The 23541-nt window shown below is 70.3% G+C and carries 24 protein-coding genes and 1 tRNA gene; 8 read left to right on the forward strand and 17 right to left on the reverse strand.

All coding sequences use genetic code 11. The features are described from left to right. Nucleotides 1-104: 104 nt before the first annotated feature. Nucleotides 105-686 carry a TMEM165/GDT1 family protein gene (locus tag ABZ624_RS20535; RefSeq protein WP_360090557.1) on the reverse strand — a complete coding sequence of 194 codons (582 nt, stop codon included), beginning with the start codon at nt 684-686 and terminating at the stop codon, nt 105-107. Between the two features lie 396 nt (nt 687-1082). Here ABZ624_RS20535 and ABZ624_RS20540 point away from each other — a divergent pair, with 396 nt between their 5' ends. Continuing rightward, nucleotides 1083-1727, forward strand: a complete 645-nt coding sequence (locus tag ABZ624_RS20540; RefSeq protein ID WP_360090560.1) for an HNH endonuclease family protein — start codon at nt 1083-1085, stop codon at nt 1725-1727. A gap of 58 nt (nt 1728-1785) precedes the next feature. On the opposite strand, the gene ABZ624_RS20545 is transcribed toward ABZ624_RS20540, so the two are convergent. The 3 genes from ABZ624_RS20545 to ABZ624_RS20555 all read right to left on the reverse strand — a co-directional run bounded on the left by ABZ624_RS20545 (nt 1786) and on the right by ABZ624_RS20555 (nt 3609). Beyond that, entirely contained in the window at nt 1786-2400 is a 615-nt protein-coding gene (locus tag ABZ624_RS20545) for a VTT domain-containing protein (RefSeq protein WP_360090563.1), read from the reverse strand. A gap of 201 nt (nt 2401-2601) precedes the next feature. Then, nucleotides 2602-3057 carry a DoxX family protein gene (locus ABZ624_RS20550; protein WP_360090566.1) on the reverse strand — a complete coding sequence of 152 codons (456 nt, stop codon included), beginning with the start codon at nt 3055-3057 and terminating at the stop codon, nt 2602-2604. Between the two features lie 321 nt (nt 3058-3378). Next, on the reverse strand, nt 3379-3609 hold the full coding sequence (locus tag ABZ624_RS20555) for a DUF2277 domain-containing protein (RefSeq protein ID WP_360090569.1): 231 nt from the start codon (nt 3607-3609) through the stop codon (nt 3379-3381). A gap of 93 nt (nt 3610-3702) precedes the next feature. Between ABZ624_RS20555 and ABZ624_RS20560 the strand changes: the two genes are divergently transcribed. Together ABZ624_RS20560 and ABZ624_RS20565 are read left to right on the forward strand one after the other, a co-directional pair. Continuing rightward, nucleotides 3703-4611, forward strand: coding sequence for a 2-dehydropantoate 2-reductase (locus ABZ624_RS20560; protein ID WP_360090572.1), 909 nt, complete (start codon nt 3703-3705; stop codon nt 4609-4611). Nucleotides 4612-4673: 62 nt separating this feature from the next. Continuing rightward, nucleotides 4674-5015: a hypothetical protein gene (locus tag ABZ624_RS20565; RefSeq protein WP_360090575.1), complete on the forward strand. Its 342-nt coding sequence runs from the start codon at nt 4674-4676 to the stop codon at nt 5013-5015. A 39-nt stretch (nt 5016-5054) separates the two neighbouring features. On the opposite strand, the gene ABZ624_RS20570 is transcribed toward ABZ624_RS20565, so the two are convergent. Continuing rightward, nucleotides 5055-5126, reverse strand: a tRNA-Val gene (locus ABZ624_RS20570). 195 nt (nt 5127-5321) lie between these two features. Here ABZ624_RS20570 and ABZ624_RS20575 point away from each other — a divergent pair. From ABZ624_RS20575 to ABZ624_RS20585, 3 genes are all read left to right on the forward strand, one after another. Beyond that, a complete protein-coding gene (locus ABZ624_RS20575; RefSeq protein ID WP_360090578.1) occupies nt 5322-6152 on the forward strand; it encodes a DUF4097 family beta strand repeat-containing protein in 831 nt (276 codons plus the stop codon). Between the two features lie 173 nt (nt 6153-6325). Next, nucleotides 6326-7615: a hypothetical protein gene (locus tag ABZ624_RS20580; RefSeq protein ID WP_360090581.1), complete on the forward strand. Its 1290-nt coding sequence runs from the start codon at nt 6326-6328 to the stop codon at nt 7613-7615. 108 nt (nt 7616-7723) lie between these two features. Continuing rightward, a complete protein-coding gene (locus ABZ624_RS20585; RefSeq protein ID WP_360090584.1) occupies nt 7724-8317 on the forward strand; it encodes a DUF4383 domain-containing protein in 594 nt (197 codons plus the stop codon). A gap of 31 nt (nt 8318-8348) precedes the next feature. On the opposite strand, the gene ABZ624_RS20590 is transcribed toward ABZ624_RS20585, so the two are convergent. The 3 genes from ABZ624_RS20590 to ABZ624_RS20600 form a co-directional block, all read right to left on the reverse strand. Further along, nucleotides 8349-9452 carry an amidase domain-containing protein gene (locus ABZ624_RS20590; RefSeq protein ID WP_360090587.1) on the reverse strand — a complete coding sequence of 368 codons (1104 nt, stop codon included), beginning with the start codon at nt 9450-9452 and terminating at the stop codon, nt 8349-8351. A gap of 187 nt (nt 9453-9639) precedes the next feature. After that, on the reverse strand, nt 9640-10935 hold the full coding sequence (locus ABZ624_RS20595) for a hypothetical protein (protein ID WP_360090590.1): 1296 nt from the start codon (nt 10933-10935) through the stop codon (nt 9640-9642). Nucleotides 10936-10986: 51 nt separating this feature from the next. Beyond that, a complete protein-coding gene (locus ABZ624_RS20600) occupies nt 10987-13137 on the reverse strand; it encodes a transglycosylase domain-containing protein (protein WP_360090737.1) in 2151 nt (716 codons plus the stop codon). Nucleotides 13138-13391: 254 nt separating this feature from the next. On the opposite strand from ABZ624_RS20600, the gene ABZ624_RS20605 reads away from it, so the two are divergent. Beyond that, entirely contained in the window at nt 13392-13601 is a 210-nt protein-coding gene (locus ABZ624_RS20605) for a zinc ribbon domain-containing protein (protein WP_360090593.1), read from the forward strand. A gap of 13 nt (nt 13602-13614) precedes the next feature. On the opposite strand, the gene ABZ624_RS20610 is transcribed toward ABZ624_RS20605, so the two are convergent. From ABZ624_RS20610 to ABZ624_RS20620, 3 genes are read right to left on the reverse strand one after another with little or no spacing between them, the layout of a single operon-like run. Further along, nucleotides 13615-14427: an HAD family hydrolase gene (locus ABZ624_RS20610; RefSeq protein WP_360090596.1), complete on the reverse strand. Its 813-nt coding sequence runs from the start codon at nt 14425-14427 to the stop codon at nt 13615-13617. Beyond that, nucleotides 14427-16877, reverse strand: coding sequence for a phosphoribosyltransferase (locus ABZ624_RS20615; RefSeq protein ID WP_360090599.1), 2451 nt, complete (start codon nt 16875-16877; stop codon nt 14427-14429). The genes ABZ624_RS20610 and ABZ624_RS20615 overlap by 1 nt, the downstream gene beginning before the upstream one ends. A 36-nt stretch (nt 16878-16913) precedes the next feature. Then, a complete protein-coding gene (locus tag ABZ624_RS20620) occupies nt 16914-18080 on the reverse strand; it encodes an HpcH/HpaI aldolase/citrate lyase family protein (RefSeq protein ID WP_360090602.1) in 1167 nt (388 codons plus the stop codon). A 187-nt stretch (nt 18081-18267) separates the two neighbouring features. Between ABZ624_RS20620 and ABZ624_RS20625 the strand changes: the two genes are divergently transcribed. Continuing rightward, a complete protein-coding gene (locus ABZ624_RS20625) occupies nt 18268-18984 on the forward strand; it encodes a TerD family protein (protein ID WP_360090605.1) in 717 nt (238 codons plus the stop codon). Between the two features lie 24 nt (nt 18985-19008). On the opposite strand, the gene ABZ624_RS20630 is transcribed toward ABZ624_RS20625, so the two are convergent. The 6 genes from ABZ624_RS20630 to ABZ624_RS20655 all read right to left on the reverse strand — a co-directional run bounded on the left by ABZ624_RS20630 (nt 19009) and on the right by ABZ624_RS20655 (nt 23516). Beyond that, nucleotides 19009-19746, reverse strand: a complete 738-nt coding sequence (locus ABZ624_RS20630; RefSeq protein ID WP_360090608.1) for a Tellurium resistance — start codon at nt 19744-19746, stop codon at nt 19009-19011. A 99-nt stretch (nt 19747-19845) separates the two neighbouring features. Next, a complete protein-coding gene (locus ABZ624_RS20635; RefSeq protein WP_360090611.1) occupies nt 19846-20985 on the reverse strand; it encodes a DUF475 domain-containing protein in 1140 nt (379 codons plus the stop codon). 116 nt (nt 20986-21101) lie between these two features. Continuing rightward, on the reverse strand, nt 21102-21680 hold the full coding sequence (locus ABZ624_RS20640; RefSeq protein WP_360090614.1) for a TerD family protein: 579 nt from the start codon (nt 21678-21680) through the stop codon (nt 21102-21104). Nucleotides 21681-21772: 92 nt separating this feature from the next. Next, nucleotides 21773-22348 (reverse strand): calcium homeostasis/redox stress adaptation protein, encoded by a 576-nt coding sequence (locus tag ABZ624_RS20645; protein WP_061920108.1) that lies wholly within the window; start codon nt 22346-22348, stop codon nt 21773-21775. Nucleotides 22349-22486: 138 nt separating this feature from the next. Beyond that, entirely contained in the window at nt 22487-22945 is a 459-nt protein-coding gene (locus ABZ624_RS20650; protein WP_360090617.1) for a peroxiredoxin, read from the reverse strand. Between the two features lie 133 nt (nt 22946-23078). Beyond that, nucleotides 23079-23516 (reverse strand): DUF3052 domain-containing protein, encoded by a 438-nt coding sequence (locus ABZ624_RS20655; RefSeq protein ID WP_351245079.1) that lies wholly within the window; start codon nt 23514-23516, stop codon nt 23079-23081. Between the last annotated feature and the right edge of the window lie 25 nt (nt 23517-23541).

Raw genomic sequence — 23541 nt, forward strand, 5'->3', positions numbered from 1 at the left:
CCCGCACGGGTTCACCGGCCTCCCGCACGGGTTCACTGACCTCCCGCACGGGTTCACTGACCTCCCGCACGGGTTCACCGGCCGTTCAGCTCGCCCGGCCCGGCTCAGCCCGCCACCGCCTCGTACAGGCTCCACGCGCCGAGCGCGAGCATCAGCAGCGCCGCGATCTGCGTGATCAGCCGCAGCGGCACCTTCTTCATCAGGGCCTTTCCGCCGACGATGCCGAGTCCGGCGACGGCCCACAGGCCGAGCACCGCGCCGAGTCCGACGGAGACCGGGTCGTCGTAGCGGGCGGCGAGGTTGGCGGTCATGATCTGGGTGAGATCGCCGAACTCGGCGACCAGGATGAGCATGAAGCCCGTACCCGCGACCTTCCAGAAGGACTGGTCGGCGGGCTTCTTGATCTCCTCCTCGCCCTCGTCCTTCTTCAGCAGCAGCATCGCGGCACCGCCGAGGAAGAGAACGCCCGTGAGGGCGTGCACAAGCCGCTGGGGCAGCAGGCTCAGTGCGCTGCCGGCCGCGACGGCCAGCACGACATGCAGCAGGAACGCGGCGGCGACGCCCGCGAAGACGTAGCTCGCGCGGTAGCGGGTGCCGAGGACGAGGCCGGCGAGCGCGGTCTTGTCCGGCAGTTCGGCGAGGAAGATGACGCCGAAGACGAGCGCTGTCACGGTGATGCTGATCAAGGTTCCTCAATCGGTCGGGGCTGCCCCGCCGAGAGTGCGGTACGTCACGCGATGACACCTCGGCACGGCAGCACACTAGGCGTCCGTGTCGCGGGGACGCGGACGTGCACTGCTTGCCGAAGGTCTCGCTGGCGGTCCTCGAAAGACTCGAAGTCCGCCTCCGGGCGCCGGCTCAGGCTGGCTGAGCAGTATGTCGACGGTCCGGCGAAGAGCTACTCCCCTTCTGCGCCTCCCATCGTAAGGGATGTGAAGGTTCGACCCTGAACCGCGCGCGAGCCTTGCTGTGTCATGTTCACGTCATTAACTTCTTGCCGAGCGCTCACCCCACGGCAACACGGGCTCGCGAGCATTCCCTCGTTCGCCCCCAACGCCCCTACCCCGCAAGGGAGTTCACGCATGTCCAGGTTCTACGCGCGTCGACGGCTGAGCATACTCGCCACGCTCACCGGTCTCATAGCCTCCGCCGCCCTGTTCAACTCCCCGAGCGCCTCCGCCGCCCTGCCCACGCCGGTCAGCGCCGCGACGGCCCGCGGCTACCTCTCCCAGCTCACGGTCGCCACCGAGAACCGCACCGGCTACAGCCGGGACAAGTTCCCGACCTGGATCACCATCTCCGGCACCTGCAACACCCGCGAATGGATCCTCAAGCGGGACGGCACGAACGTCGTCACCGACTCCGACTGCAAAGCCACCAGCGGCAGCTGGTACTCCCCGTACGACGGCGCGACGTGGAGCTCCGCGTCCGACGTCGACATCGACCACCTCGTCCCGCTCGCCGAGGCCTGGGACTCCGGGGCGAGCAAGTGGACCACCGCCCAGCGGCAGGCCTTCGCCAACGACGTCACCCGCCCGCAGCTCCTCGCCGTCACCGACAACGTGAACCAGGCCAAGGGCGACCAGGACCCCTCGACCTGGGTCCCGTCCCGGTCCGCCTACGTCTGCACCTACGTGCGCGCCTGGGTCCAGGTGAAGTACTACTACGGCCTCTCGGTCGACTCCGCCGAGAAGACCGCCCTGACGAAGGACCTGGCGAACTGCTGACCCCGCCGGGGGGCCAGGGGGCGGAGCCCCTGGTACGGCCGCTGCAGGCGGTGGCGCCTCAGGAAACGGGGCGGCGGCGCACGAGGAACCCCGCCGCCGCGCCCGCGGCGAAAAGGGCCGCGAACGGGACAGCCGTGGCGAGCCAGGTCGCGCCGAGCCACTGGGCGCCGTAGTAGCCGAGGGCGACGCTGTACGCGGCCCAGGAGAGGCCGGCCAGGGCGGACCAGGGAACGAAGTCGCGGGCGCGGCGGTGGGCTGCGCCGGCGCAGAAGGAGACGACCGACCGGCCGGCGGGGGCGAAGCGGGCGAGCACGACCAGCGCGCCGCCACCCCGGGCCAGGGCATCGCCGAGACGTTCCTGCGCGGTGGTCAGCCGCCGGGAGCGGGCGATCGCCCGGTCCAGCCGCTCACCGCCCCGCCAGGCCAGGCGGTAGGCCACCAGATCGCCGAGGACGGAGGCGGTCGCCGCGGAGAGCGTCAGGGCCAGCAGGTCCGGCACGTCGTGCGGGACCCGGCCGGCCGCCGCGCCCGAGCCCGCCGCCGCTGCCGTACCCGCCGTGATGACGAGGACGCCGCTCGGCAGCACCGGCACGAACACGTCGAGCAGCACGGACACGACCACCGCGGCATAGATCCATGGTCCGCTGGCCAGCGCCCCCACACTCTCGAACACGACTACTCCCGTTGGTCCCCCGTTGACAGCCATACAGCGTACGCGGGAGGTGTGACAGGAGCGGCTCGGGGGGTGAAAGGGGGGATCATGCGGGGACCGCCGGAGCCGGCCCCGGGCGGATCCGAGGCGGCACCCTTCCCCCCTCGTGACGGGGAAGGGCGCCGTGCGCCGGCCCTCGTGGCGGTCGAGGGTGCCGGGCGGTCAGGCCGCTATCGGGGCCTGACCGGTGGCGGGCCTGCCATTCCCGGCCGTGCGGCGGCCGACGAGCCGGTCGAGGCCGAAGGCGCCGGAGCCGGTGAAGACCAGCATCAGGAACGCCCAGCAGAACAGGGCCGACAGCTCGCCGCCGTTCTGGATGGGCCACAGCGCGACCCGCTGGTGGACGTCGAAGTAGGCGTACGCCATCGAGCCCGAGGCGATCAGCGCGGCGCCGCGGGTGCCGAGGCCGAGGAGCACCAGAGCGCCGGCGGCGAGCTGGATCACGGCCGCGTACCAGCCGGGCCAGGTGCCGGACGGGATGGTGCCGCCGTTGGTGCCCGCGGCGCCGCCGAGGACGCCGAAGAGCGAGGCGGCGCCGTGCACGGCGAAGAGCAGGCCTATGACGATGCGGAAGAGTCCGAGGACGTAGGGCTGAGCGGAGTTGAGACGTGCGGTCATGAGGGGTTCTCCTCTTCGGTGTCGGTCGGGCCGGCCGGGATGTGTGGGGGTGGCCGGTCATGGGGCGGCGGTACCGAATGGAGCCCCAGGTTAGGGGTACCTAATCAATGCTTGCAAGTTCAACATTTGGCCACGGCTCCGGCTCGGACCGGAGCCACGGCCGGCCGGACCCCGCGCCGGGTCACCGCCGTACTCCCTCCGCGGGCAACGTGAAGAGTGACTCCCTTGGCTGGAGGACGCCTTGACAGACGGTCAGGCGGCACGCGCGCCGGATGGACCGGTGGAGGCGCACCCCCATGGCAGACCTCACACGGCCCCGCGCTACCCGGCGTCCCTGACTGACCGCCTGCGCACCTCGAGCCCGCCGAGCAACTCGGCCGTGGCCTCGGCGACCGCGGCCACCGCGCGGTCGAAGACCTCGCGGTTGTGCGCGGCGGGAGCCCGGAAGCCCGAGACCTTCCGTACGTACTGCAGCGCGGCGGCGTGGATGTCCTCGTCCGTGGCCTCGCCGGGCAGGACGGGCGGGCGCAGTGTCTTGATGCTCCGGCACATGCCCCCAGTCTCACGCAGACCGCACACCCCTGCGATGATCACGCACAAGGCGGTCACCGACACCCGGGACCGACCCTCGAAAGGAACAGCCTCATGGCGACCAAGAACACCGTGGCCGTGCTTGGCCCCGGCGGCACCGGCGGCCTCCTCGCCGCCCTGCTCTCCCGCTCCGGCCACCGCGTCATCTGCCTGGCCCAGGACCGTACGGCCGACACCCTGCGCCGGACCGGAATCACCGTCCGCAGCTCCCAGTTCGGTGACTTCACCGCCCGCGTCGAGACGGACACCGAGCTGCGCGAACCGGTGGACGTCTGTCTGATCGCCGTCAAGCACACGGCGCTCGACGCCGCCCTCACCCGGGTGCCGCCGGCCGCCCTCGGCGACGCCCTCGTCGTACCGCTCCTGAACGGCGTCGAGCATCCCGCGCGGCTGCGTGCCCGCTACCGCCCCGACCGGGTCGCCCCGGCGGTGATCCGCGTGGAGTCCACCCGTGTCGCCCCGGGTGTGATCGAACACGGCAGCCCGTTCACGGAGATCGACCTCGGCGGGGACGGCGTGCCCCGCGCCCGTCTGCACGCCCTCGCCGCCGGCCTCACCGCGGCCGGTACGACCGCGCGCGTGGCCGAGGACGAGACGGCGGCCCTGTGGGCCAAGATGGCGTTCCTCGCCCCCTTCGCGCTGCTCACCACCCGGTACGGCCTCCCGCTCGGCGAGGCCCGCATCCGGCACCGCGAGGAACTGGAGTCCCTGGTCGCCGAGGCCACCGCGGTCAGCCGCGCCTGCGGCGCCCCCGCCGACCCGGCCCAGACCCTGGCGCGGTACGACGCCTTCCCGCCCGGCACCAAGTCGTCCATGCAGCGCGACGCCGAGGCGGGCCGCCCGCTCGAACTCGACGCCATCGGCGGGGCGTTGCTGCGCGCGGCCGGCCGGCACGGCGTACCGGCTCCGGTGACGGCCCGCCTGGTGAGCGAGCTGCGCGCGGCCGGCCACCCGTTCGGCTGAACCTGCCCTGAACCCCAGGAAGGAACTCGCCCCCCAAAATCGAACAGGCGTAGCATTGCCGTGTGGCTACGACCTATGAATTCCCCAGTGACCTCCTCGCCGGCCAGGAGGAGCTGCATCAGGTCCGGGCCGAGTTGTCGGCCCTGCTCAAGCGCCTGCCGTGGTCGGTCGAGCCGCTGGACGGCTTCAGTGACGACAACGGCTGGCGCAAGGTGGAGCGGCCCGCTTCTCCTGGCTGGACGGCGGACGAGCAGGCCGAGGTGGAGAAGCTGCGCCGCCGCGAACACGAACTCGCGGTGTTCGTCAGCACGCACCGTTTCTGGGCCGAGATCGCGGCGGCGGACCGCGTGGAGGCCCGCACCCAGCTGAAACACGCCCACGAGCAGCCGAGCGAGGAGGAATGACAAAGCCCCCGGCCAGATGGCCGGGGGCTTTGCTGACGGTGGGCGCGGACGGTTTCGAACCGCCGACATCCTGCTTGTAAGGCAGGCGCTCTACCCCTGAGCTACGCACCCGGACACCCGGGCTGTGCACCCAGGACGAGTCGACAGCCTACCTTGCCGGGACCGGTGCACGGCAAACCCGTATGCCCGGGTCAGGGCGGGGTTCTACGGGGGTTTTCCCCACCCCCCGTCGGGGAGCTGGCCGGATCACGGTCTCCACCTGGATCGTTTACGGTCGTCGCAGACCGTCTAGGGGGAGAACTCGTCATGGCCCGTTCCGTTTCCGTCCGTGCTGCCGTCCTGGCCCTGGGCACCGGTGTGCTCGTCACCGGGCTCAGTGCCTGTGGTGCCTCAGCGGGCGACGACAAGCACCCGGACCACCGGTCCTTCGCCCTGCACGGGCGCACGCTCACCGTCGACACCGACAACGCGGCGATCGAGCTGGTCGCCGCGCGGGGAAACAAGCAGGGAGACAAGCAGGCGAGCAAGCAGGCGAACGAGCAGGGGGACAAGCAGGGAGACAAGGCCGACGCGGTCCGGGTCACCCGGTGGTTCGACGGGTCGGTGGCCATCGGCAGCGGGCCGACGCTCAGCTGGTCGCTCGACGGCGACCGGCTGGTGCTGCGCGAGCACTGCTCCGGGCTGTTCGCCGACTGCTCGGCCCGCTACCGCGTCGAGGTGCCGTCCGGGATCGGCGTCAGGGTCGTCGACGGGAGCGGGGACGTGCGGGCGAGCGGATTCACGGCCGCGCTCGGCATCCGCACGAGCAACGGTGATGTGCACGTCACCGATTCGTCGGGGCCGCTGGACCTGCAGTCCGACAACGGCGCGGTCCGGGCGGAGGTCACCTCGCGCCGGGTGCGGGCCGAGGACAGCAACGGTGCGGTGGACCTCGAACTCGGTGCCGTACCCGACACGGTGGACGCCCACAGCGACAACGGAGCGGTGACGGTCACGCTGCCCCGCTCCGAGTACCACGTGACGGCCGAGTCGGACAACGGAGCGGTGTCGGTGGGGGTGTCGCAGCGCGACCGGAGCCCGCACCGCGTGACCGCCGACTCCGCGAACGGGAAGGTCACGGTGCGGAACCCGAACTGACCGGCCCGTGTCTTCGTCTGCAGCGGGTGCGAGAATGACAGCACCCACGGCGAACCACGGCACGGGAGAGGGATGTGACGGCGACACCGGGCACGCCAGCGACGCGGTCGTACCCGCCGTCGGCCGTTCGGGCCCGGTCCGGGTCCACGGCTCTGCGCGACACCCTCACCCTGATGAGCCTGCCGGTGCTGGCCGCGCTCGCCCTGCCCGCCGCCTTCGCCGGCGGCGGCACCCGGCGCTGGTTCGGCGGCCGGGCGGAGAACCAGCGGGCCGAGGCGCAGGCCGCGAAGGACGCCGCGGCTTCCGCCTTCTATGAACTGGACACCGCCCAGCGGGACCTGAGGATCTCCATCGAGACGATCACGGCCGTGGACGACTCCCCCGCCGCCCGGCGTGCCGCCACCGACTTCGCGGCGCTCGGGCAACGGATCGACGAGGTCAGCCAGCAGTACATCCAGGCCGTCGACGCCCACGATCTCGACCGGGACGACCTGGAGGCCTCGGCGGCCTCCCGGGCGCGTGCGGAGCTGGCCTCCGCCAAGGACGAGCTGGTCCGGGTCAAGCAGGAGCTGGACCGTTTCGGCGCATCGCTCGGGCCGCTGCTCGGCACGGCCGAGACCCAGCTGGCCCGGGTGGCGCCCGCCGTGGAGCGGGCCCGGCAGGCGCTGCTGGGCGCGAGCAACGCCCTGGACGCCGTACGCGAGCAGGGGCTGCGGGCCGATGACCTCGCCGGGCGGCTCGCCGCCCTCTCCCCCGAGCTGACCAGGCTGAACCAGGGCGCCGGTCAGCACGGGGTGCAGCAGACCCTGGAGCGGGCCGAGCGGGTGCAGCGGGAGGCCGGGGCGATCCGGGCCGAGGCCGAGCGGCTGCCGGAGAGGGCGGCCGAGATCGATCACCGGCTGGTCAGCCTGCGCACCCGGGCCCAGGCACTGACCACCCGGGCCGGGCAGGTGGACCCGGTGCTGAGCGAGCTGCGGCGCCGGTTCGCGGCCGCCTGCTGGCAGGACCTGCAGCAGGTGCCCGAGCAGGCCGCGCAGAACGTACGGCAGGCCGAGCTGAAGCTCCGCGAGGCGCAGGAGGCGCGGGACGCCCAGCACTGGCCGGACGCCACCTCGCTGCTGTCGACGGTACGGGCCCTGCTGAACACCACCGACGAGGCCGTGTCGGCCGCGGGTGAGCGGCTGCGGCGGCTGAACGAGGTGCAGAAGGATCCGCACGCGGAGATCGAGCGGACCCGGTTCGCGATCCGGGACGCCCAGCGGCTGGCCATGACGGGCCGTGCGACGCCGGATCCCCGGCATGCGGGGCCGCTGGACGAGGCGGTGGGGCGGCTGGAGCGGGCTGTCGGCTCGCTGCAGGGACGGCATCCCGACTACTGGCACTTCCTGACCGAGACGGAGGCCGTCCGGCAGACCGCCGCTCGGGTGGTGGCGCGGATCCGGGAAGAGCGCGGAGGGCATTGAGCGGGGGCTCGCCGTAAGGCGCGCGGACCCCGTCGGTTGCGGGGTGCTGTGGGGCGGGCGGATATTGAATGGACGGATGGCCTCCGCTAGCGCCCGAGGGAGGCGGACATGGCCACACACGCAGTGCACACGAGGCCGCGACGGCGGATCCGGTTCGACGAGCACCTGCCCGTCGACCACAAGCTGAACGCGGTCTACCGGATCGGCGCGGGTCTGATCGGCGCGTTCCTCGTCGCGTTCGGCATCCTGGGTCTGGTCAACCACATCGGCTTCTTCGACACCGGCGGCAACTCCGTCGCCGGGCTGAACACCAACGGCACGCTGAGCGTGCTGTCGATCGTCGTCGGGGCGATCCTGCTCGCGGGCATGGTGATCGGCGGGAACGTGGCGTCCACGCTGAACCTGGTGTTCGGGGTGCTGTTCCTGCTGGCGGGCTTCCTGACCCTCGGCCTGCTGGACAGCAACTACAACTTCCTGGCGTTCAGGATCCAGAACGTGTTCTTCAGCTTCATCGTGGGCCTGCTGCTGATGACCTTCGGCATGTACGGCCGGGTCGGCTCGACCCTGCCGCACGACAACCCGTACTGGCGGGCACGGCATCCCGATCCGGCCACCGAGCCCCCGGGGCGGGAGCACGAGACCGGAATCCCGCCGGTGACCATGCCGCTGCCCGGGGCGGAGGACGAGCGCGGGACGGACTGAGCCGTCCCGCGCCGGCGCCGACCGGACCGGATCAGGTGCGGTAGGCGTAGAAGTACGCGTTCGGGTACGACGCGACCAGGCTGGCCACCGACCTGTTGTAGGTGTTCGTGGAGTGGTACGTCACGTACGGCACGCCATAGCGGTCGCGGTAGGTGACGATCATCGAGTGGTCCTTGGATCCGTCCCGGTTGAAGTCCATCTGGATCACGTCACCGAGGTTCGCCTGGTAGACGTTGGCGAGCGGGGTGACACGCTTGGAGGACAGGGCGAACCAGGAGAACTCGTTGACGCCGACGAACGAGTCCGACTGGATGTCGGCGTTGCCGAACCACTTGTGGAAGTCGTTCGTGTAGCCGGGGACGTGCTTCCAGCCGCCCGCCTTCAGGGACTGGCTGACGAAGTTGGTGCAGTCACCGCCGTCGGTCTCCCCGTTGTAGTCCGGGTAGTCCGGGTTGTACTGGGACCAGTACTTCGTCGCGTACGCGACCATGGCCCTGTAGTCGTAGGCGCCGCCGGTGAGGTTCTTCGGGCTGGCCGGAGCGGGCCAGCTGGTGGCCGCGCGGGGCGCGTCGGGCGGGCCGTCGTCGGCGGCGGTGGTCTTCGCCTTGGCGACGGACGGCGCGGCGACCTGGTTCACGGCGAGATAGCCGTCGTCCGTGTCGCGGATGCCGGTCAGCTGCCAGTCCCCGTCGCGGTCGGCCTTGAAGGTCAGCTCGTGGTGGGCCTGGAACCCGGTGGTCTTCGGGCCCTTGGCCGCGGGCTTCTGGTAGGTCAGGGTCGTGGTCTCGGTGACGGCGACCTTGGCGCGCCGGCCGTGGACCTCGGTCGCGTCGAGCGTGACCTTCGTGCTGCCCGCGCCGTACTTCTCGCCCAGCTTCGCGAGGCGGGTCCTGCGGGCGCGCAGCTCGCCCAGGGCGGAGCTCTGCTCGCGGGACTGCCCGCCGGACAGGCGGACGGACCCGGAGAAGCCGGATGCGTGCCGTGTCCGGGCGCTGCCGGCCCCGTCCACCAGTGCCTGGGTGCGGTCGGTGAAGACCGCGTCGGCGAGTCGCTGGAAGGTCGCCTTGGTGGCCGCGTCCACCGTCGGGTCGTTGGTGACCGCCGCCCCCGCGCTCCAGTTCGGCACCAGGGCCACGCCCGCGACCACGGAGGCAGCCGCAGCCGTGACTATGGTCGCGCGGCGCCGCTTACGGCTCAGTCTTCTTGATTTCAATGGTGTTTCCCCTTTTCGCCGGTACGCCTACCGGGATGGAGCATCTTTGCATGCCTGGCGTGGTCGATGTGAAGGGAGTTGCACAAGTGGAATCCGCGCCGTGCGCGGGTCACTTGACGACCTGCGACCAGTCCGGTGACTGGGCGGGGTCGAGGCTGCGCAGCGCGGCCAGGGTCTGCGGCTTCTGTACGTCGAGCCAGTCGGCCAGTTCCTTGAAGGACACGCACTTGACGCCCTTTTTGGTGCAGATCTTCGGGATGATCTGGTCGATGGCTTTCATGTAGATGCCGCCGTTCCAGTCCTCGAAGTGGTTGCCGATGAACAGCGGGGCCCGGCTGCCGTAGTAGACGCGGTTGAAGCCGGCCAGGTAGGAGTCGACGGTCATCTGCTGCCACTGGGCGTACTTCGACGGATCGCCGTTCGTCTCGCCCTGGGACTGGTTGTAGAGGAAGTTGAAGTCCATCGAAAGGCCCTGGAACTTGCCGTTCTCGTACGGGAGCATCTGCAGCGGGAAGTCCCAGGTGCCGTTCTTCTTCGTGGGCCATATCTGGAAGTCGCCCGGGGAACTGGCGTCGTAGCGCCAGCCGTAGCTCTTGATGGCCTTCAGCAGGTTCGGCTGGCCCTCCAGACAGGGTGCGCGACCGCCGGTGACCTCCTTCTTGAAGTCGAAGGGCAGCGCGGGAACGTCCTTGTAGCCGGTGTTGGTCTTCCAGTTCTCCACGAATTGGTAGAACTGGTCGATCTCGCTCTTCCACTGGGCGACGGACCAGTCGCCGCCGCCCTTCTTGCCGCAGAAGTGGCCGTTGAAGTGGGTGCCGATCTCGTCGCCCTGCTGGTAGGCCAGGCGGAGCTGCTCCAGCGTGGTGCGGATGTGCTCGTCGGTGGCGTAGTCGATGGCGGCGTCGCCGGGTGAGTGCATCGGGCCGTGGTAGAGCGACTTCTTGCTCTTGGGCAGCAGGTAGATGCCGGTGAGGAAGAAGGTCATGTGGGCGTCGTACTGCTCGGCCATCTCCCGGTAGTGCGAGAAGAGACGGTCGTCGCCCTCCAGGGCGCCGTCCCAGGAGAAGACGACGAACTGGGGCGGCTTCTCACCGGGCTTGAGCGGTACCGGCTTCAACTGCCCCTGCTGCGGGCCGGTGTAGGAGGTCGAACCGTCACCGAGGATGTGGGTCCTGCCGTCCCAGGTGGGGGTCGGGCTGGGCTTCGGGGCGGCCGTCTTGGCCTTCTTGCCGGCCGAGGCGGTCGGCTCGGTGTGCTCCGGCCGGGTCAGCGCCAGGAAGCCGGCCACCAGGGAGGCCACGACGAGGAGGAGGGCGAGCGTCAGGACCTGCGGGCGGGTGGCCACGGGGGCCAGGCGGCGGCCGGGGGCGCGACGCCGGCCCGTCGGCGACTTCTTGCGAGACATGCGCGGCTCAATCTCCGAAAGGGGCGAGTGGGAGGTCTGTGGGGTCCGGAGTCAGCCGAGACCCGTGGCGGCCGACCAGAGGGCGTACGGGACGTCGTCCGCCGGTGTGCCCGCCAGCCCCTCGAGGGGCAGCGGCTGCAGGGACTTCGCCAGGTCCATGCGGTAGACGACGACCGCTGTCGACACGGAGTCGGCCGTGCCGGCGTACCAGGCGGCGGTGTCCTTGTCGTCGGTACCGGCCTTCCCGGCCGCCTCCGGTCTGGTGGCGGCCGTGGCCGGGTGTGCGGTGCGGAAGGAGTCGGCGAGCGCCTCGTCGACCTCCTGGGCCACCTGGGCGCCGACCGCACGCCGGGGACGCGGGGTGTTGAGGGCGACCGGGGCACCGTTCCGGGTGATCCGGCGCACGGAGTACGGCTCCGTGTGCGTGCCGCCGGCCGCGAACGTGGCGTATCCGCTCGCCATGCGGATGGCGCTGGGCGTGGAGTTGCCGAGCGACAGGGCGGGCACCTGGGGGCCCATGCTGTCGGACAGCAGTCCGGACGCCTCGGCGGTCTGGCGCACGTTGTCCAGGCCGGTGTCCATGCCGAGCTGCATGAAGGGCGTGTTGACCGACCGGGCGAGCGCCTGGCGCAGGGTGATCTGCCCGTAGGACTTCCCACCGTCGTTGCGCGCGGCGACCTTCTTGCCGCTGCGGTCCCAGTAGGGGCCCTCGGGGGTGGTGACGGGGATGTTGTCGTCGCCGTTGTAGACGGTCTCCGGGGTGACGGGGGTGGCGGGTCCGCCGCGTGTCCTGTGGACGCCGTGTTCGAGCCCGGCGGCGTAGACGAACGGCAGGAACGCGGTGCCGGCCGGGACGGTGGCCGCGTTGGACTCGTTGTAGCCCTGCGTACGGTGGTCGGGGCCGCCGTAGACCGCGAGGATCCGGCCGTCGGTGGCGACCGACGCGGCGCCGTAGTGCGCGGTCCTCACCGTGTCCGGGTGGCCCTTCTGCGCCTGCCTGCGGGCCTTGGTGACGGCGTCGGTGAGCGCCTGCTCCCGCTTGCGGTCGAAGGTCGTGTAGATCTGGTAGCCGCCCAGGTCGAACTGCTGGTCGGTCAGATGCCCGGCCTTCTTGGCGTACTGCGACGCCAGCTCCACCAGGTAGTCGCTCTGCGCACCGGTGTTGTACAGCGGGTTGCTCTTCAGGGGCTCGGGGAAGGTCTTGTACGTGGCGCGTTCCTGCGGCGACAGCCGGTGGATCTTGACCATGCGGTCCAGGATCCACTTCCAGCGTTCCACGGCCCGGTGGTGGTTGGCCTTGCCGAGCGTGGGGTCGTACAGGCCGGCGCCCTTGAGGAGTCCGGCGAGCATGGCCGCCTCGGAGGCGTTGAGCTTGCTGACGTCCTTGCCGTAGTAGGCCTGGGCGGCGCGCTGGATGCCGTAGCTGCCACGGCCGAACCAGCTGGTGTTGAGATAGCCCTCCAGGATCTGGTCCTTGCTCATCTTGTTGTCGAGCTTGAGGGCGATCATCGCCTCGGTGAACTTGCGGCTGAGGGTCTGGTTCTGGGAGAGGTAGACGTTCTTGACGTACTGCTGGGTGATGGTGGACCCGCCCTCGGTGTCCCCCTTGCCCACCGTGCGGTACAGCGCCCGAGAGATGCCTTTGACGGATATGCCCGGGTCCGTGTAGAAGCTCTCGTTCTCCGCCGCCAGCACCGCCCAGCGGACGTCCTGGGGTATGTCCTTCAGCGGCATCGCCTGCCGCTGCACCCAGCCCGTGCGGGCCATCGGGGTGCCGTCCGACCAGAAGTAGACGTTGTCCTGCTGCGTGGCGTAGGTGTTCAGGTCGGTCGGTATGTCTGTCATGGCGTACGCGGTGACGAGGAAGAGGCTCAGCAGGCCGAACGAGGACACCGTGGCGCCGAGCCACTGGCGCCAGGACGGTATCCAGCGGCGCCAGCCGGTGCGGCCGGGGCGGGGATAGACGGGCTTGAGACGGCGCGCGTAGGGCGCCAGCCGGCGGGCGTACGGGGCCAGCCTGCGGGCGTACGGGGTGAGCGGCCCGAGCAGACGCCGGGTCACGGCCACGGCGCGCTCCCGCGCGGAGGGACGCGCACTGCGCCGGCGTTCGGCCCGGCCGACGGCAGCGGGCGGCTCCGGCGGCGCGGGCACACGCAACTGCACGGTCTCGTCCGCTCTGAGAGCCTCCACCCTCAGATGCATGGTCACGTCCGCGTCGAGCGGCCTGTCCTCACGGGCTCCCGCCTCGGGAACGCCGTCCCCCTGCGACGCATCGGTCACCTGCGTCTCCCCTCCGCACTCGTTCTTGCTCGCGCGGTGAGCTGAGCACCCTCGCAACGGCGTTCACAAGTTATCAACGAAGTTTTCGAATCCCCCGTTCAACGGGCGGGGTTTCCTGCAACACTCATGCAACATTGAGAAACGATGCCCGGACTCCCGACGGCTACCCTGGGCCCATGCCTCGCTATGAGTACCGCTGCCGGACCTGCGGCGACACGTTCGAACTGAGCCGTCCGATGGCGGAGTCCTCCGCCCCTGCGCCGTGCCCTGCCGGGCATGACGACACGGTGAAACTGTTGTCCACCGTGGCGGTGGGCGGTACGACCACGCAGGCCCCCGCGGGGGGCGGGGGCGGCGGCTGCTGTGGTGGGGGCTGTTGCGGATAGTCCCCCCGGTCCCCTAGGCCGGCTGTCGTGCCGCTCTCAGGAACTCCCGTACGATCCGCTCCCCCGCCAGCACCCCCCGCTCCGGCAGTGCCGCGATCTGAGGTGCCGTCCAGCCCGTGTCGGCCAGTTCGCCGTGGCCGGGGCGCCAGCCCCGGTCGGCCGCCAGGAGCAGGTCGGCGTCGAGGAGGGAGTCCCCGGCGGCCAGGGTGAGGTCCGCGCCGGTGCGGCGGGCGACCTCGCGTACCGCCGCGCTCTTGGTGAGCGGCTGGGGGACGGCGTAGATCTTGCGGCCCTGGAGGGAGACGGTCCAGCCGCGGTTCTCGGCCCACACCGCCAGCTCCTTCACCCAGTCCTCGGGCAGCAGCTCGCGCTCGACGACGAGATAGGCGAAGAGGTCCTCGGCGACCCGGTGCTTGCGCACCCAGACGGGGTCGGCCGCCCTCAGCAGGTGCTCGCGCACCTCGTCCAGCGGTGCGCACTCGTCGGCGAGACGGGCCTGCACGCCCGCGTGCCAGTCGGCGTCCGTCACCCCGTCGACCAGCAGATGGCCGCCGTTGGCACAGATCGCGTACGTGGGGGACGGGCCGGGCAGGTTGATCCGCTGGTACTGCTTGCGGGTCCGGGTCGTGGTCGGCACGAAGACGGCCGTGTCGCCGAGGTCCGTCAGCAGCTGGGCCGCCGTCTCGGTCATGTACGACAGCGGCTTGCTCTCGTGGACCTCCACACACAGCAGCCGGGGCGCCCGCGCGTCCGGCATGGTCAGCGCGAGGGCCGCCGAGGAGTAGATCAGCGTACGGTCGAGGTCGCTCGCCACCAGCACCGGCATCAGGCGTTCACCGCCTTGCCGTCGGCGCCCGTGGCACCGCGCGTGTACTTGGGGTGGATCAGACCGACGCAGGTGTACGGCAGGTCGCCGACCTCCTCGACGGGCACGCCTCTCTGCTCGGCGAGGAGGCGGACATGGCCGAGGTCGGCTCCGGCCCCCGCACGGGCGAGGATCTTCCACGGCACCCGGCGCAGCAGCACCCGGGTGGTCTCGCCGACGCCGGGCTTGACGAGGTTCACGTCGTGGATGCCGTACTCCTCGCTGATCCGCTCGACGGCCCGCCAGCCGGCCCAGGTCGGGGTGCGGTCCTCGGCCATCAGCTCCTTGACCGCGGCGTCGACGGGGTCGGCGACCTCGGGGAAACGGGCGGAGACGGCGTCGAGGAAGGCGACGGAGACGTCGGCGCCGGCGAGTTCGCGGTAGAACTTCGCGCCGTGGAAGTCGTCGGGCCCCACCAGGTCGGCGCGCAGGACCGTACGCGAGATCAGGCCGGAGACGGTGGAGTTGAGGCAGGCGGAGGGGATGAGGAAGTCCTCGCGCGTGCCGTAGGTGCGCACACAGGACCCGGGGTCGGCGAGTACGGCGATCTCCGGGTCGAAGCCGGTGACGCCCTCCTTCTCCTCGAACTCCTCGACCGCCTGGGCGAGTTCGCGGGTGATGGCGCCCTTGCCGGTCCAGCCGTCGACGAACACGACGTCACGGGGGTCGTGACGGTCGGCCAGCCAGCGCAGCGCGTTGGCGTCGATGCCCCGGCCGCGCACGATCGACACGGCGTAGTGCGGGAGGTCGAGGCCGTGCCGGAAGGAGGCCCAGCGGCGCATGAGGATGCCGACCGGGGTGCCCGCGCGGGCCAGGGACACCAGCACCGGGCGGGGCGACCGCTCGGCGATGACGGCCTCGGTCACCACGCCGACCGCCTGGGCGAGCCGTGCGGCAGAGGCGTCGAGGGCCGTGTGGAACAGCTCCTGGTACTGCTCGCTGGGCTGGTACTCCACGGGCAGTGACTCGGCGTAGTGCGCGCCGCCGCTCTGGATGGCCTCCTCGCGCTCCTCGGTCGGCGCCTCCAGCGTGACGTCGGAGAGGTCCTGCAGCAGCCAGCCGACCTCCTCGGGCGCGTACGACGAGAATGCGGGGCCACGGAGGGGCTCGGGCAGCATGACCGGCCTTTCGGGAGCGTGCGGGGCATACGCGGGGACGACCGCGAGCAGGACGTGCGGGACGTGCGCCGCGAGCCGCGCGAGCAGGCCGTCGGGCGCGTGCAGGGCGGGGGTGTCGGCGACGGAGTCGACCACGGCGACGACGGCGTCGAAGCCGCCCCCGGCGACGTTGTAGGCGTAGCGCTCGCCGGGCCCGTCGGCCGGGTCGTCGTGGGCGGGGAAGACCAGCCGGGTACGGATCGCGTACCCGGGGTCGTCCAGGGCGAGGACGGGCGAGCGGGTGGTGGTGGAGAACCGCACCTCGGCCGCTGTGCCCCGCTCCAGCTCGCAGGCGAGACGCAGGGGGGCGTACATCAGCTCCTCGAAGCCGAGGACCAGGATCCGGCGGGCGTCGGGGGGCAGGGCACCGCGTATTCGGCCGGCCATGGCGGGCAGCGCGGCCTCCAGGCGGGTCCGGTGGGCGGGTGTGAACCCGTGCCGCCCGCCGTCGGGCAGGCCGGCAGGCCAGTGCAGGTCGAGGCGGTAAGGGGCGCGGGGCTGTGTCCGGCCGGCCATGACGGGCCCGCACCCGGCGGACTCATGGTGTGCCACCAGTTGCTGCCCCTTCTCCAGCACGTCCGACGGCAGCCGTACGACCCCGGACGCGGCGGCGATCAGGTCCACCCGCGCCCCGATCTCGTCGGCGAAGCGTTCCATCCGGGCCGTGTCCTCGGGCGAGCGCATATCGACCAGCGCCACCACCAGATACCGCTGCCGCGGATACCGTTCATGCAGGTCACGGATGGTGTTGAGCACAGTGTTGCCGGTGGAGAACTCATCGTCGACGAGCACCAGCGGACCGTCACCGGCCAGCAGACCGGCGTCTTCCGGCAGCAGAAGATGAGACGTGGCATGCGAGTGGGACTCCTCGAAACCGCCCGCCCGGGCGACCCCGGCCACCGGCCGACGCGTGGAGTGCAGATACGGCGCCGTACCCAGGCCGTCGGCGACGGCGTGGCCCAGCCCGGTCGCGGTCTCCGCGTAGCCCAGGACCACTGCCTTCCCCGCCTCGCCCTCGGAGAGCAGCGCAGCGACCCGTCGGCCCAGGCCGTAGCCGTACCCGTACACCACCGCCGGCGACTGCGGTACGTGCTTGCCGAGCACGTGGGAGACCAGGAGATGAGCCCGCTTGGGATTGCGGCGCAGCGCGAGCCCCAGCAGGGCCCGCAGGCCGTCGTCTCCCGTGAGTTCGACCCCGAGCCGCTCCGCGACCCAGCTGCCGGACCATATGCCGTCGTTCACTGCGTTGTTCATGCATTCCTTGGACGATATGGACAAGATCAACCCGGCTCAGCCGGGTATCCCCGCGGCGAGCAACTCCACGAAGCCGACGTCCTCGTGGGCCACGCCGAAGGCCTCGGCGCGCAGCAGGGTCCGCTCGGCCCACGCGCGGTGCGGCTTCACCTCGTTCATCTTGTTCGTGTAGGCCGAGCGAAGTACACCCCCGCCGCCGCGTTCCGGCCGCAGGATGTCCTGGGCGTCGCTGTACTCCTCGTGGCTGACCACGGACAGGGCGTGGACGGGCAGCACGTGGGAGGGGTGGATGCAGGTCTTGCCGAGCAGGCCGTTGGCGTGGTCGAGGGAGATCTCCCGCAGCAGTCCGTCCATGGCGTGCTCGATCAGCTTCTCGCGCAGCTCGACGGCCTGCACCTCCAGGAAGGGGCTCTGCCTGAGCTGCGGCTTGAACATGCGCTCGGAGACACGGAAGTACTCCCACACGGGCCCGGTCACGGTGAATCCGGTGCCGTCGGCGCGGCCCAGCATGTTCACGACGTCGGCGATCACCGAGGCGACGATCTGGACGTCGTAGGCGGTCATGTCCGGGGCGCGGCGCAGGCCGTAGGAGGAGCAGAAGTCGGTCACGCCGAGGCGCAGCGCCAGCACCCGGTCGCGGAACTTGTCGACCGCGCGGAAGATGCCCTCCAGGGTGTCCACGCGGGACTCGCGGTAGAGCAGCTCGGGGGACTCCAGGACGGGCATGGCGAACAGCCGGCGCCCGGTCTCGGCCTCGGCGGCCGCCAGGGCCTCCAGGAAGGGGATGCCGCGCTCCTCGGTGAACTTGGGCAGCACGAATCCGGACAGCAGCCGCACGGACGGGCCGAGGCGCCGGGCCAGACCGGGGATCTGCTCGGGGCTGCGCACCCGGATGAAGAGCAGCGGCGGCTCGGCCGCGGGCCGGGCGGCCAGGTCAGCGAACTGCCGGACGAGGTTCTCCTCGCCGGCCACGACGTCCGCGTCGTCGATCGAGTCCTCCAGGCACAGCACCATCGAGACCACGCCGTTCCCGGCCTGTTTGACGATGTCGTCGGCGAGCCGCGGCCGGGTGGCCGGGCTGTACAGGGTGGCGCCGAGGGCGGCGGCGAGCAGCCGGGCCGGCGAGTCGGCGCTGAACGCGCACGGCTCCCGGTGGAAGAGGCGCTGCCGCACCTCGGGGGCGATGTGCCCGAAATGACGCATAGGACTCCCCCAGGGCGCGAGCCCGAGTCTCAGTGTTCGGTAAAGGGTGGCCGGTAATAGTACGTAGGGATCCATGTCAGGAGTTCCCTGCGGGCATGAATTTCCGGTAACTCGCCCATGTCGGCAACGCTCTGTGAGATCACCCCCCGCATTGTCGTGGCCAGGACCGAGAAGGCAGGATGACCGCATGACGCACGCGATGCTGAAGGGGTCGAACGTCCCGCTGGAAGCCGGCACGGTCCGCGCCGTGCTGCGCTGGGCACCCGGGCAGGGGGTCCCGGACGTGGACGTCTCGGCGCTGCTGCTGGGCCCCGACGGCCGGGTGCGTTCCGACGAGGACTTCGTCTTCTACAACCAGCCCCGGCACCCCTCCGGGAAGGTGTGGCGGCTGGGGAAGAAGCGCATCACCGAGGGACTGACCGACACGGTCCAGGCGGATCTGCCCGGCGTCGAGCCGGACGTCGGCCGGATCCTGCTGGTCGCGTCGGCGGACGGGGTCACCTTCGACCGGGTGCCGGCGCTGTGCATCCTGCTGTACGACGCCGCGGTCGCCGACGCCGAGCCCCTGGCCCGGTTCGAGATCAAGCCGGAGACGGGTGCGGAGACGGCGTTGATCTGCGGGGAGCTGTATCGGCGCGGGGAGGGCTGGAAGTTCCGCGCGCTGGGAGAGGGCTACTCGAACGGGCTGAAGGGGCTGGCCACGGACTTCGGTATCTCGGTGGACGAGGGGGAGCCGGTGCCTCCGGCGGTTCCGCAGCAGCCGCCTGCGTACGGGTATCCGCAGCCGACGTCGGCTCCGCCTGCGTACGGGTACCCGCAGCCTCAGCCGGTTCCCGTGCCGGTGGGGCCGGTGGATCCGGACTTCCGGTTGCCTCCGCAGGGGCCGCAGTTCATCGGGCGGTGAGTGCGCCTGCCGGCTCGGGGTGCCTCAGCGGTCGACCTTGGTCTTGTAGCCCCTGCCCCACTGCAACCCCCACCCGTAGAGCCGGTCCAGTTCCCCCTGGAAGCCGTACACGAACTTCACCTCGCGGCGGACGACCAGTTCGCCCTTCACGTTCTCGATCATGACGACCGCGCAGGAGCGGGCCTGGGGATGGCGTTCGTCGAGGCCTATCTCGATGCGAGGGCCGTTGCTGGGGTACAGCGTGACGATGGCGTGGGTACGGTCGAAGGCCGGGGTCTGGTCGTAGATGTAGACGAAGACCAGCAGGCGTTTGATGGCGTCACGGTGGTCGAGGTTGACGTACATCGTCTCGCCGGACGCCGAGCCGAACCGGTCGTCTCCGCTGAGCTTGATGTACGGCGGTGCGTTGACGTCGCCGAGGTAGCCGCCCAGCGGCTGGACGACGCCCTTCGTGCCGTCGGTCAGTTCGTAGAGGCAGCCCAGGTCGAGGTCGACGTTGACCATGCTCTGGCCGTGGCCGAGGACCTCCGGGGGCCTGAGCGCCTTGAAAGGGTGCCGGAAGAGGCTGGCGCGCTGGACTCCGTCGAAGTCGGAGGTGCGCATCCGCCAGGTGAGATTGACGCGCAGATGGCCGGTGGCCGCGCCCTGCTTGGTGAGGGACACCGCCTGGTGCCGCCTGGTGAGTTCGATGGCGTTGGACGAGGCACTGCCCGAGTCGAAGTCGGCAGCGCTGGCGCCCCGCAGCCCGTCGAAGAAACCCATTCCCGCCCCCAGGTCATTCTTGTGAACGCCGTTGAACGCCGTCGGGGCGGCCGACCGTGTCGGCCGCCCCGCTCAGAGCGTTCCTCACCGGCCAGGGTGTCACACCCCGGAGGAGACCTCGGCCTTCTCGCCGGTGCCCTCCCCGGCGGCTGCCAGCGCGCGGTTGCGGCGGACGGAGGACCAGAAGGACCAGGCGATCAGGACGACGCCGACGAGGCCGGTGATGACCTCGTTGATCTCGTACTGGATGGTGACCATGAGGATCACGGCCAGGGCGCCGATGGCGTAGTGGGCGCCGTGCTCCAGGTAGACGTAGTCGTCGAGGGTGCCCTGGCGGACCAGATAGACCGTGAGGGAGCGGACGTACATCGCGCCGATGCCGAGGCCGAGGGCCATCGTGACGATGTCGTTGGTGATGGCGAAGGCGCCGATGACACCGTCGAAGGAGAAGGACGCGTCCAGGACCTCCAGGTAGAGGAACATGAAGAACGCGGCCTGGCCGGCCAGCAGCACCGCCGACTTCTGCTTGCCGGTGCGGGCGGCCTCTTCCTCCTCCTCGTGCTCGCGCTCCTCCTCTTCCTCCAGCCGGTCCTCGAAGTAGCCGGACAGGCCTCCGACGATCATGTAGGTGATCAGGCCGGCGATACCGGCGATCAGGACCGTCTGGGCCTTGTCGGCGTGGGCGCCGCCGTGCTGGTGGGCGTGGGTGGCGAAGGTGAAGGAGGTGACCAGCAGGACGATCAGGGCGATGCAGACCGCCAGCATGTCGACCTTGCCGAGCTTGGCCAGGGGCCGCTCGATCCAGCGCAGCCACTGGATGTCCCGGTCCTCGAAGATGAAGTCGAGGAAGATCATCAGCAGGAACATGCCGCCGAAGGCGGCGATCGCCGGGTGGGCGTCGGTGACCAGCTGCTGGTAGCGGTCCTTGTCGGTGAGGGCCAGGTGGACCGCGTCGTACGGGTTGAGCTTGGCGGTGATGGCGACGATGACGACCGGGAAGACCAGCCGCATGCCGAAGACCGCGATGAGCACGCCGACCGTGAGGAAGATCTTCTGCCAGAAGGCGCTCATCTTCTTCAGGATGCCGGCGTTGACCACCGCGTTGTCGAACGACAGTGAGATCTCGAGGACGGCGAGGATCGCGACGACGCCGAAGGCCTCCCACCCCCCGTAGAAGACCGCGGCGACCAGGCCGAGCGCGGTGACCGCGAACGACCAGCCGAAGGTTTTCAGAAGCACTGGCTACCCAATCGTGTCAGTACGGGGCTCCCCCGCGCCGTACTCGGCTTTGCTAAACGTTGACTCCCGAGTGTAGAGGTGCACACTACCGGCGGTACCGTGCGGGGCAAGCGGCGCTACGAAACGTTCACCCCGAAGTCAAGGGCGATGCCGCGCAGGCCCGAGGCATAGCCCTGTCCCACGGCACGGAACTTCCACTCCCCGTGGTAGCGGTACAGCTCGCCGAAGATCATGGCGGTCTCGGTGGAGGCGTCCTCGCTCAGGTCGTAGCGCGCCAGTTCCTGGCCGTCGGCCTGGTTCACGACCCGGATGAAGGCGTTGGAGACCTGGCCGAAGGTCTGGCCGCGCTCGTCCGCCATATGGATGGAGACCGGGAAGACGATCTTCTCGCAGTGCGCGGGAACCTTGGTGAGGTCCACCAGGACCGACTCGTCGTCACCCTCGCCCTCACCGGTGAGGTTGTCACCGGTGTGCTCGACCGAGCCGTCCGGGCTCTTGAGCTGGTTGTAGAACACGAACCACTCGTCGCCCAGCACGCGGTTGCCCGCACCGCACAGCAGCGCGCTGGCGTCCAGGTCGAAGGGGGCACCGGTGGTGGAACGCGCGTCCCAGCCGAGCCCGATCATGACGTTGGTGAGGTTCGGTGCGGCCTTGGAGAGGGAGACATTGCCTCCCTTGGCGAGCGTGACGCCCATGATGCTGGTCCTCCCCTAGCGGTGCTTCCCTGTTTCCTGCGCGTCCGGCGCCGCACGTAAACGGTGCGGCGCCGGTGTCAGGCCGTTGTGCGTCAGACGTTGACGCCGAAGTCCTGGGCGATGCCGCGCAGACCGGAGGCGTAGCCCTGGCCGATGGCGCGGAACTTCCACTCCGCACCGTGCCGGTACAGCTCGCCGAAGACCATGGCGGTCTCGGTGGAGGCGTCCTCGCTCAGGTCGTAGCGGGCGATCTCCTGCTCGCCCGCCTGGTTCACGACGCGGATGAAGGCGTTGCGGACCTGGCCGAAGGACTGCTGGCGGTTCTCTGCGTCGTAGATCGACACCGGGAAGACGATCTTCTCGATGTCGGCCGGGACGCCGGCCAGATTGATCTTGATCTGTTCGTCGTCGCCCTCGCCCTCACCGGTGATGTTGTCACCGGTGTGCTCGACCGAGCCGTCGGGGCTCTTGAGGTTGTTGAAGAAGACGAAGTGCTGGTCGCTCGCGACCTTGCCGGAGTTGTTCAGCAGCAGCGCGCTCGCGTCGAGGTCGAAGTCGGTGCCGGTCGTGGTGCGCACGTCCCAGCCCAGCCCGACGATGACGGCGGTCAGGCCCGGGGCCTCCTTCGTCAGCGATACGTTGCCGCCCTTGCTGAGGCTGACTCCCACGGGTCCTCCATGTGGTGTCCAGGGGCGGGGAGCCCCGTCGTGCTTCGGATATGGGATCAACGTGCCGATCCTAGTGACGGGTTCCCGCACCCCGCAGACCCTGGACCCGGAGAATCACCGGTGTCGGCCACGGTCGGCCTACAGGGTGTCGAGCGCCTTCACATAGGCGTTCAGGTCACGCGCGTCCGGCAGGCCGTTGACCACGGTCCACCGCACGACGCCCTCCTTGTCGATGATGAAGGTGCCCCGGACGGCGCATCCCTTGTCCTCGTCGAAGACGCCGTACGCGCGCGAGACGTTGCCGTGCGGCCAGAAGTCGCTGAGCAGCGGGTACTCCAGGCCCTCCTGCTCGGCGAAGACGCGCAGGGTGTGGATGGAGTCGTTGGAGACGGCGAGCACCTGCGTCTCGCGGTCCGAGAACTTCGGCAGGTTGTCGCGCAGCTCGCACAGCTCACCGGTGCACACACCGGTGAAGGCGAAGGGGTAGAAGAGCAGGACCACGTTCTTCTCGCCGCGGAAGTCCGAGAGCTTCACGGTGCGGCCGTGGTTGTCCTTGAGCTCGAAGTCGGGCGCCTTGTCGCCGACCTGGATCGCCATCGTCGTGCATCCCTTCGGTGGGCTGTTCGGGTGAGCGCACAGCAAGCGCTCGGTTCCACCCTACGCAGCGATCACCGGGGCCTTCCGGACGGGCTGGGGCGAAAACCAGCCCGTCCGGTCGACGGCCTTCAGGTCACTTCTTGGACTTGGCCGCCTTCGGCGTCGCCAGCCGGCTGCCGCTCCAGTCCTTGCCGACACTGACGCTCTTCGACGCCGTGAGGCCGGCCGTCGTGGCGGCGTCCTGGATGTCGCTCGGTTCCACGTACCCCGAACGGCCGGTCTTCGGCGTGAGGAGCAGGATCGCGCCGCCCTCTTCGATGTACGTGGTGGCATCCACCAGCGCATCCGTCAGGTCACCGTCGTCGTCACGGAACCACAGCACAACGGCGTCGGCCACGTCGTCGTATTCCTCGTCCATCAGGTCGCCTTCGACGGCTTCCTCAATGGCCTCGCGGAGCTCCTGGTCGACGTCGTCGTCGTAGCCGATCTCCTGGACCACCTGCCCGGGCTGGAACCCCAGCCTGGCGGCAGGGTTCGTCCGCTCCTCCGCGTGGTCCGCGGTCGCGCTCACGGGTTGCCTCCTGATCATGTCTTGG

The sequence above is a fragment of the Streptomyces sp. NPDC007205 genome (assembly GCF_040634095.1).
In the GTDB taxonomy this organism is placed as follows: Bacteria; Actinomycetota; Actinomycetes; order Streptomycetales; family Streptomycetaceae; genus Streptomyces.

Excerpts from the sequence above, each read along its gene's own strand:
- ABZ624_RS20600 (WP_360090737.1), bottom strand. The coding sequence starts at position 13,137 with ATGCATCTGAGGGTGGAGGCTCTCAGAGCGGACGAGACCGTGCAGTTG.
- ABZ624_RS20625 (WP_360090605.1), top strand. The coding sequence starts at position 18,268 with ATGACGCACGCGATGCTGAAGGGGTCGAACGTCCCGCTGGAAGCCGGC.
- ABZ624_RS20540 (WP_360090560.1), top strand. The coding sequence starts at position 1,083 with ATGTCCAGGTTCTACGCGCGTCGACGGCTGAGCATACTCGCCACGCTC.
- ABZ624_RS20605 (WP_360090593.1), top strand. The coding sequence starts at position 13,392 with ATGCCTCGCTATGAGTACCGCTGCCGGACCTGCGGCGACACGTTCGAA.
- ABZ624_RS20550 (WP_360090566.1), bottom strand. The coding sequence starts at position 3,057 with ATGACCGCACGTCTCAACTCCGCTCAGCCCTACGTCCTCGGACTCTTC.
- ABZ624_RS20560 (WP_360090572.1), top strand. The coding sequence starts at position 3,703 with ATGGCGACCAAGAACACCGTGGCCGTGCTTGGCCCCGGCGGCACCGGC.
- ABZ624_RS20575 (WP_360090578.1), top strand. The coding sequence starts at position 5,322 with ATGGCCCGTTCCGTTTCCGTCCGTGCTGCCGTCCTGGCCCTGGGCACC.
- ABZ624_RS20620 (WP_360090602.1), bottom strand. The coding sequence starts at position 18,080 with ATGCGTCATTTCGGGCACATCGCCCCCGAGGTGCGGCAGCGCCTCTTC.
- ABZ624_RS20595 (WP_360090590.1), bottom strand. The coding sequence starts at position 10,935 with ATGTCTCGCAAGAAGTCGCCGACGGGCCGGCGTCGCGCCCCCGGCCGC.
- ABZ624_RS20640 (WP_360090614.1), bottom strand. The coding sequence starts at position 21,680 with ATGGGCGTCACGCTCGCCAAGGGAGGCAATGTCTCCCTCTCCAAGGCC.
- ABZ624_RS20555 (WP_360090569.1), bottom strand. The coding sequence starts at position 3,609 with ATGTGCCGGAGCATCAAGACACTGCGCCCGCCCGTCCTGCCCGGCGAG.
- ABZ624_RS20580 (WP_360090581.1), top strand. The coding sequence starts at position 6,326 with ATGAGCCTGCCGGTGCTGGCCGCGCTCGCCCTGCCCGCCGCCTTCGCC.
- ABZ624_RS20585 (WP_360090584.1), top strand. The coding sequence starts at position 7,724 with ATGGCCACACACGCAGTGCACACGAGGCCGCGACGGCGGATCCGGTTC.
- ABZ624_RS20630 (WP_360090608.1), bottom strand. The coding sequence starts at position 19,746 with ATGGGTTTCTTCGACGGGCTGCGGGGCGCCAGCGCTGCCGACTTCGAC.
- ABZ624_RS20610 (WP_360090596.1), bottom strand. The coding sequence starts at position 14,427 with ATGCCGGTGCTGGTGGCGAGCGACCTCGACCGTACGCTGATCTACTCC.
- ABZ624_RS20615 (WP_360090599.1), bottom strand. The coding sequence starts at position 16,877 with ATGAACAACGCAGTGAACGACGGCATATGGTCCGGCAGCTGGGTCGCG.
- ABZ624_RS20650 (WP_360090617.1), bottom strand. The coding sequence starts at position 22,945 with ATGGCGATCCAGGTCGGCGACAAGGCGCCCGACTTCGAGCTCAAGGAC.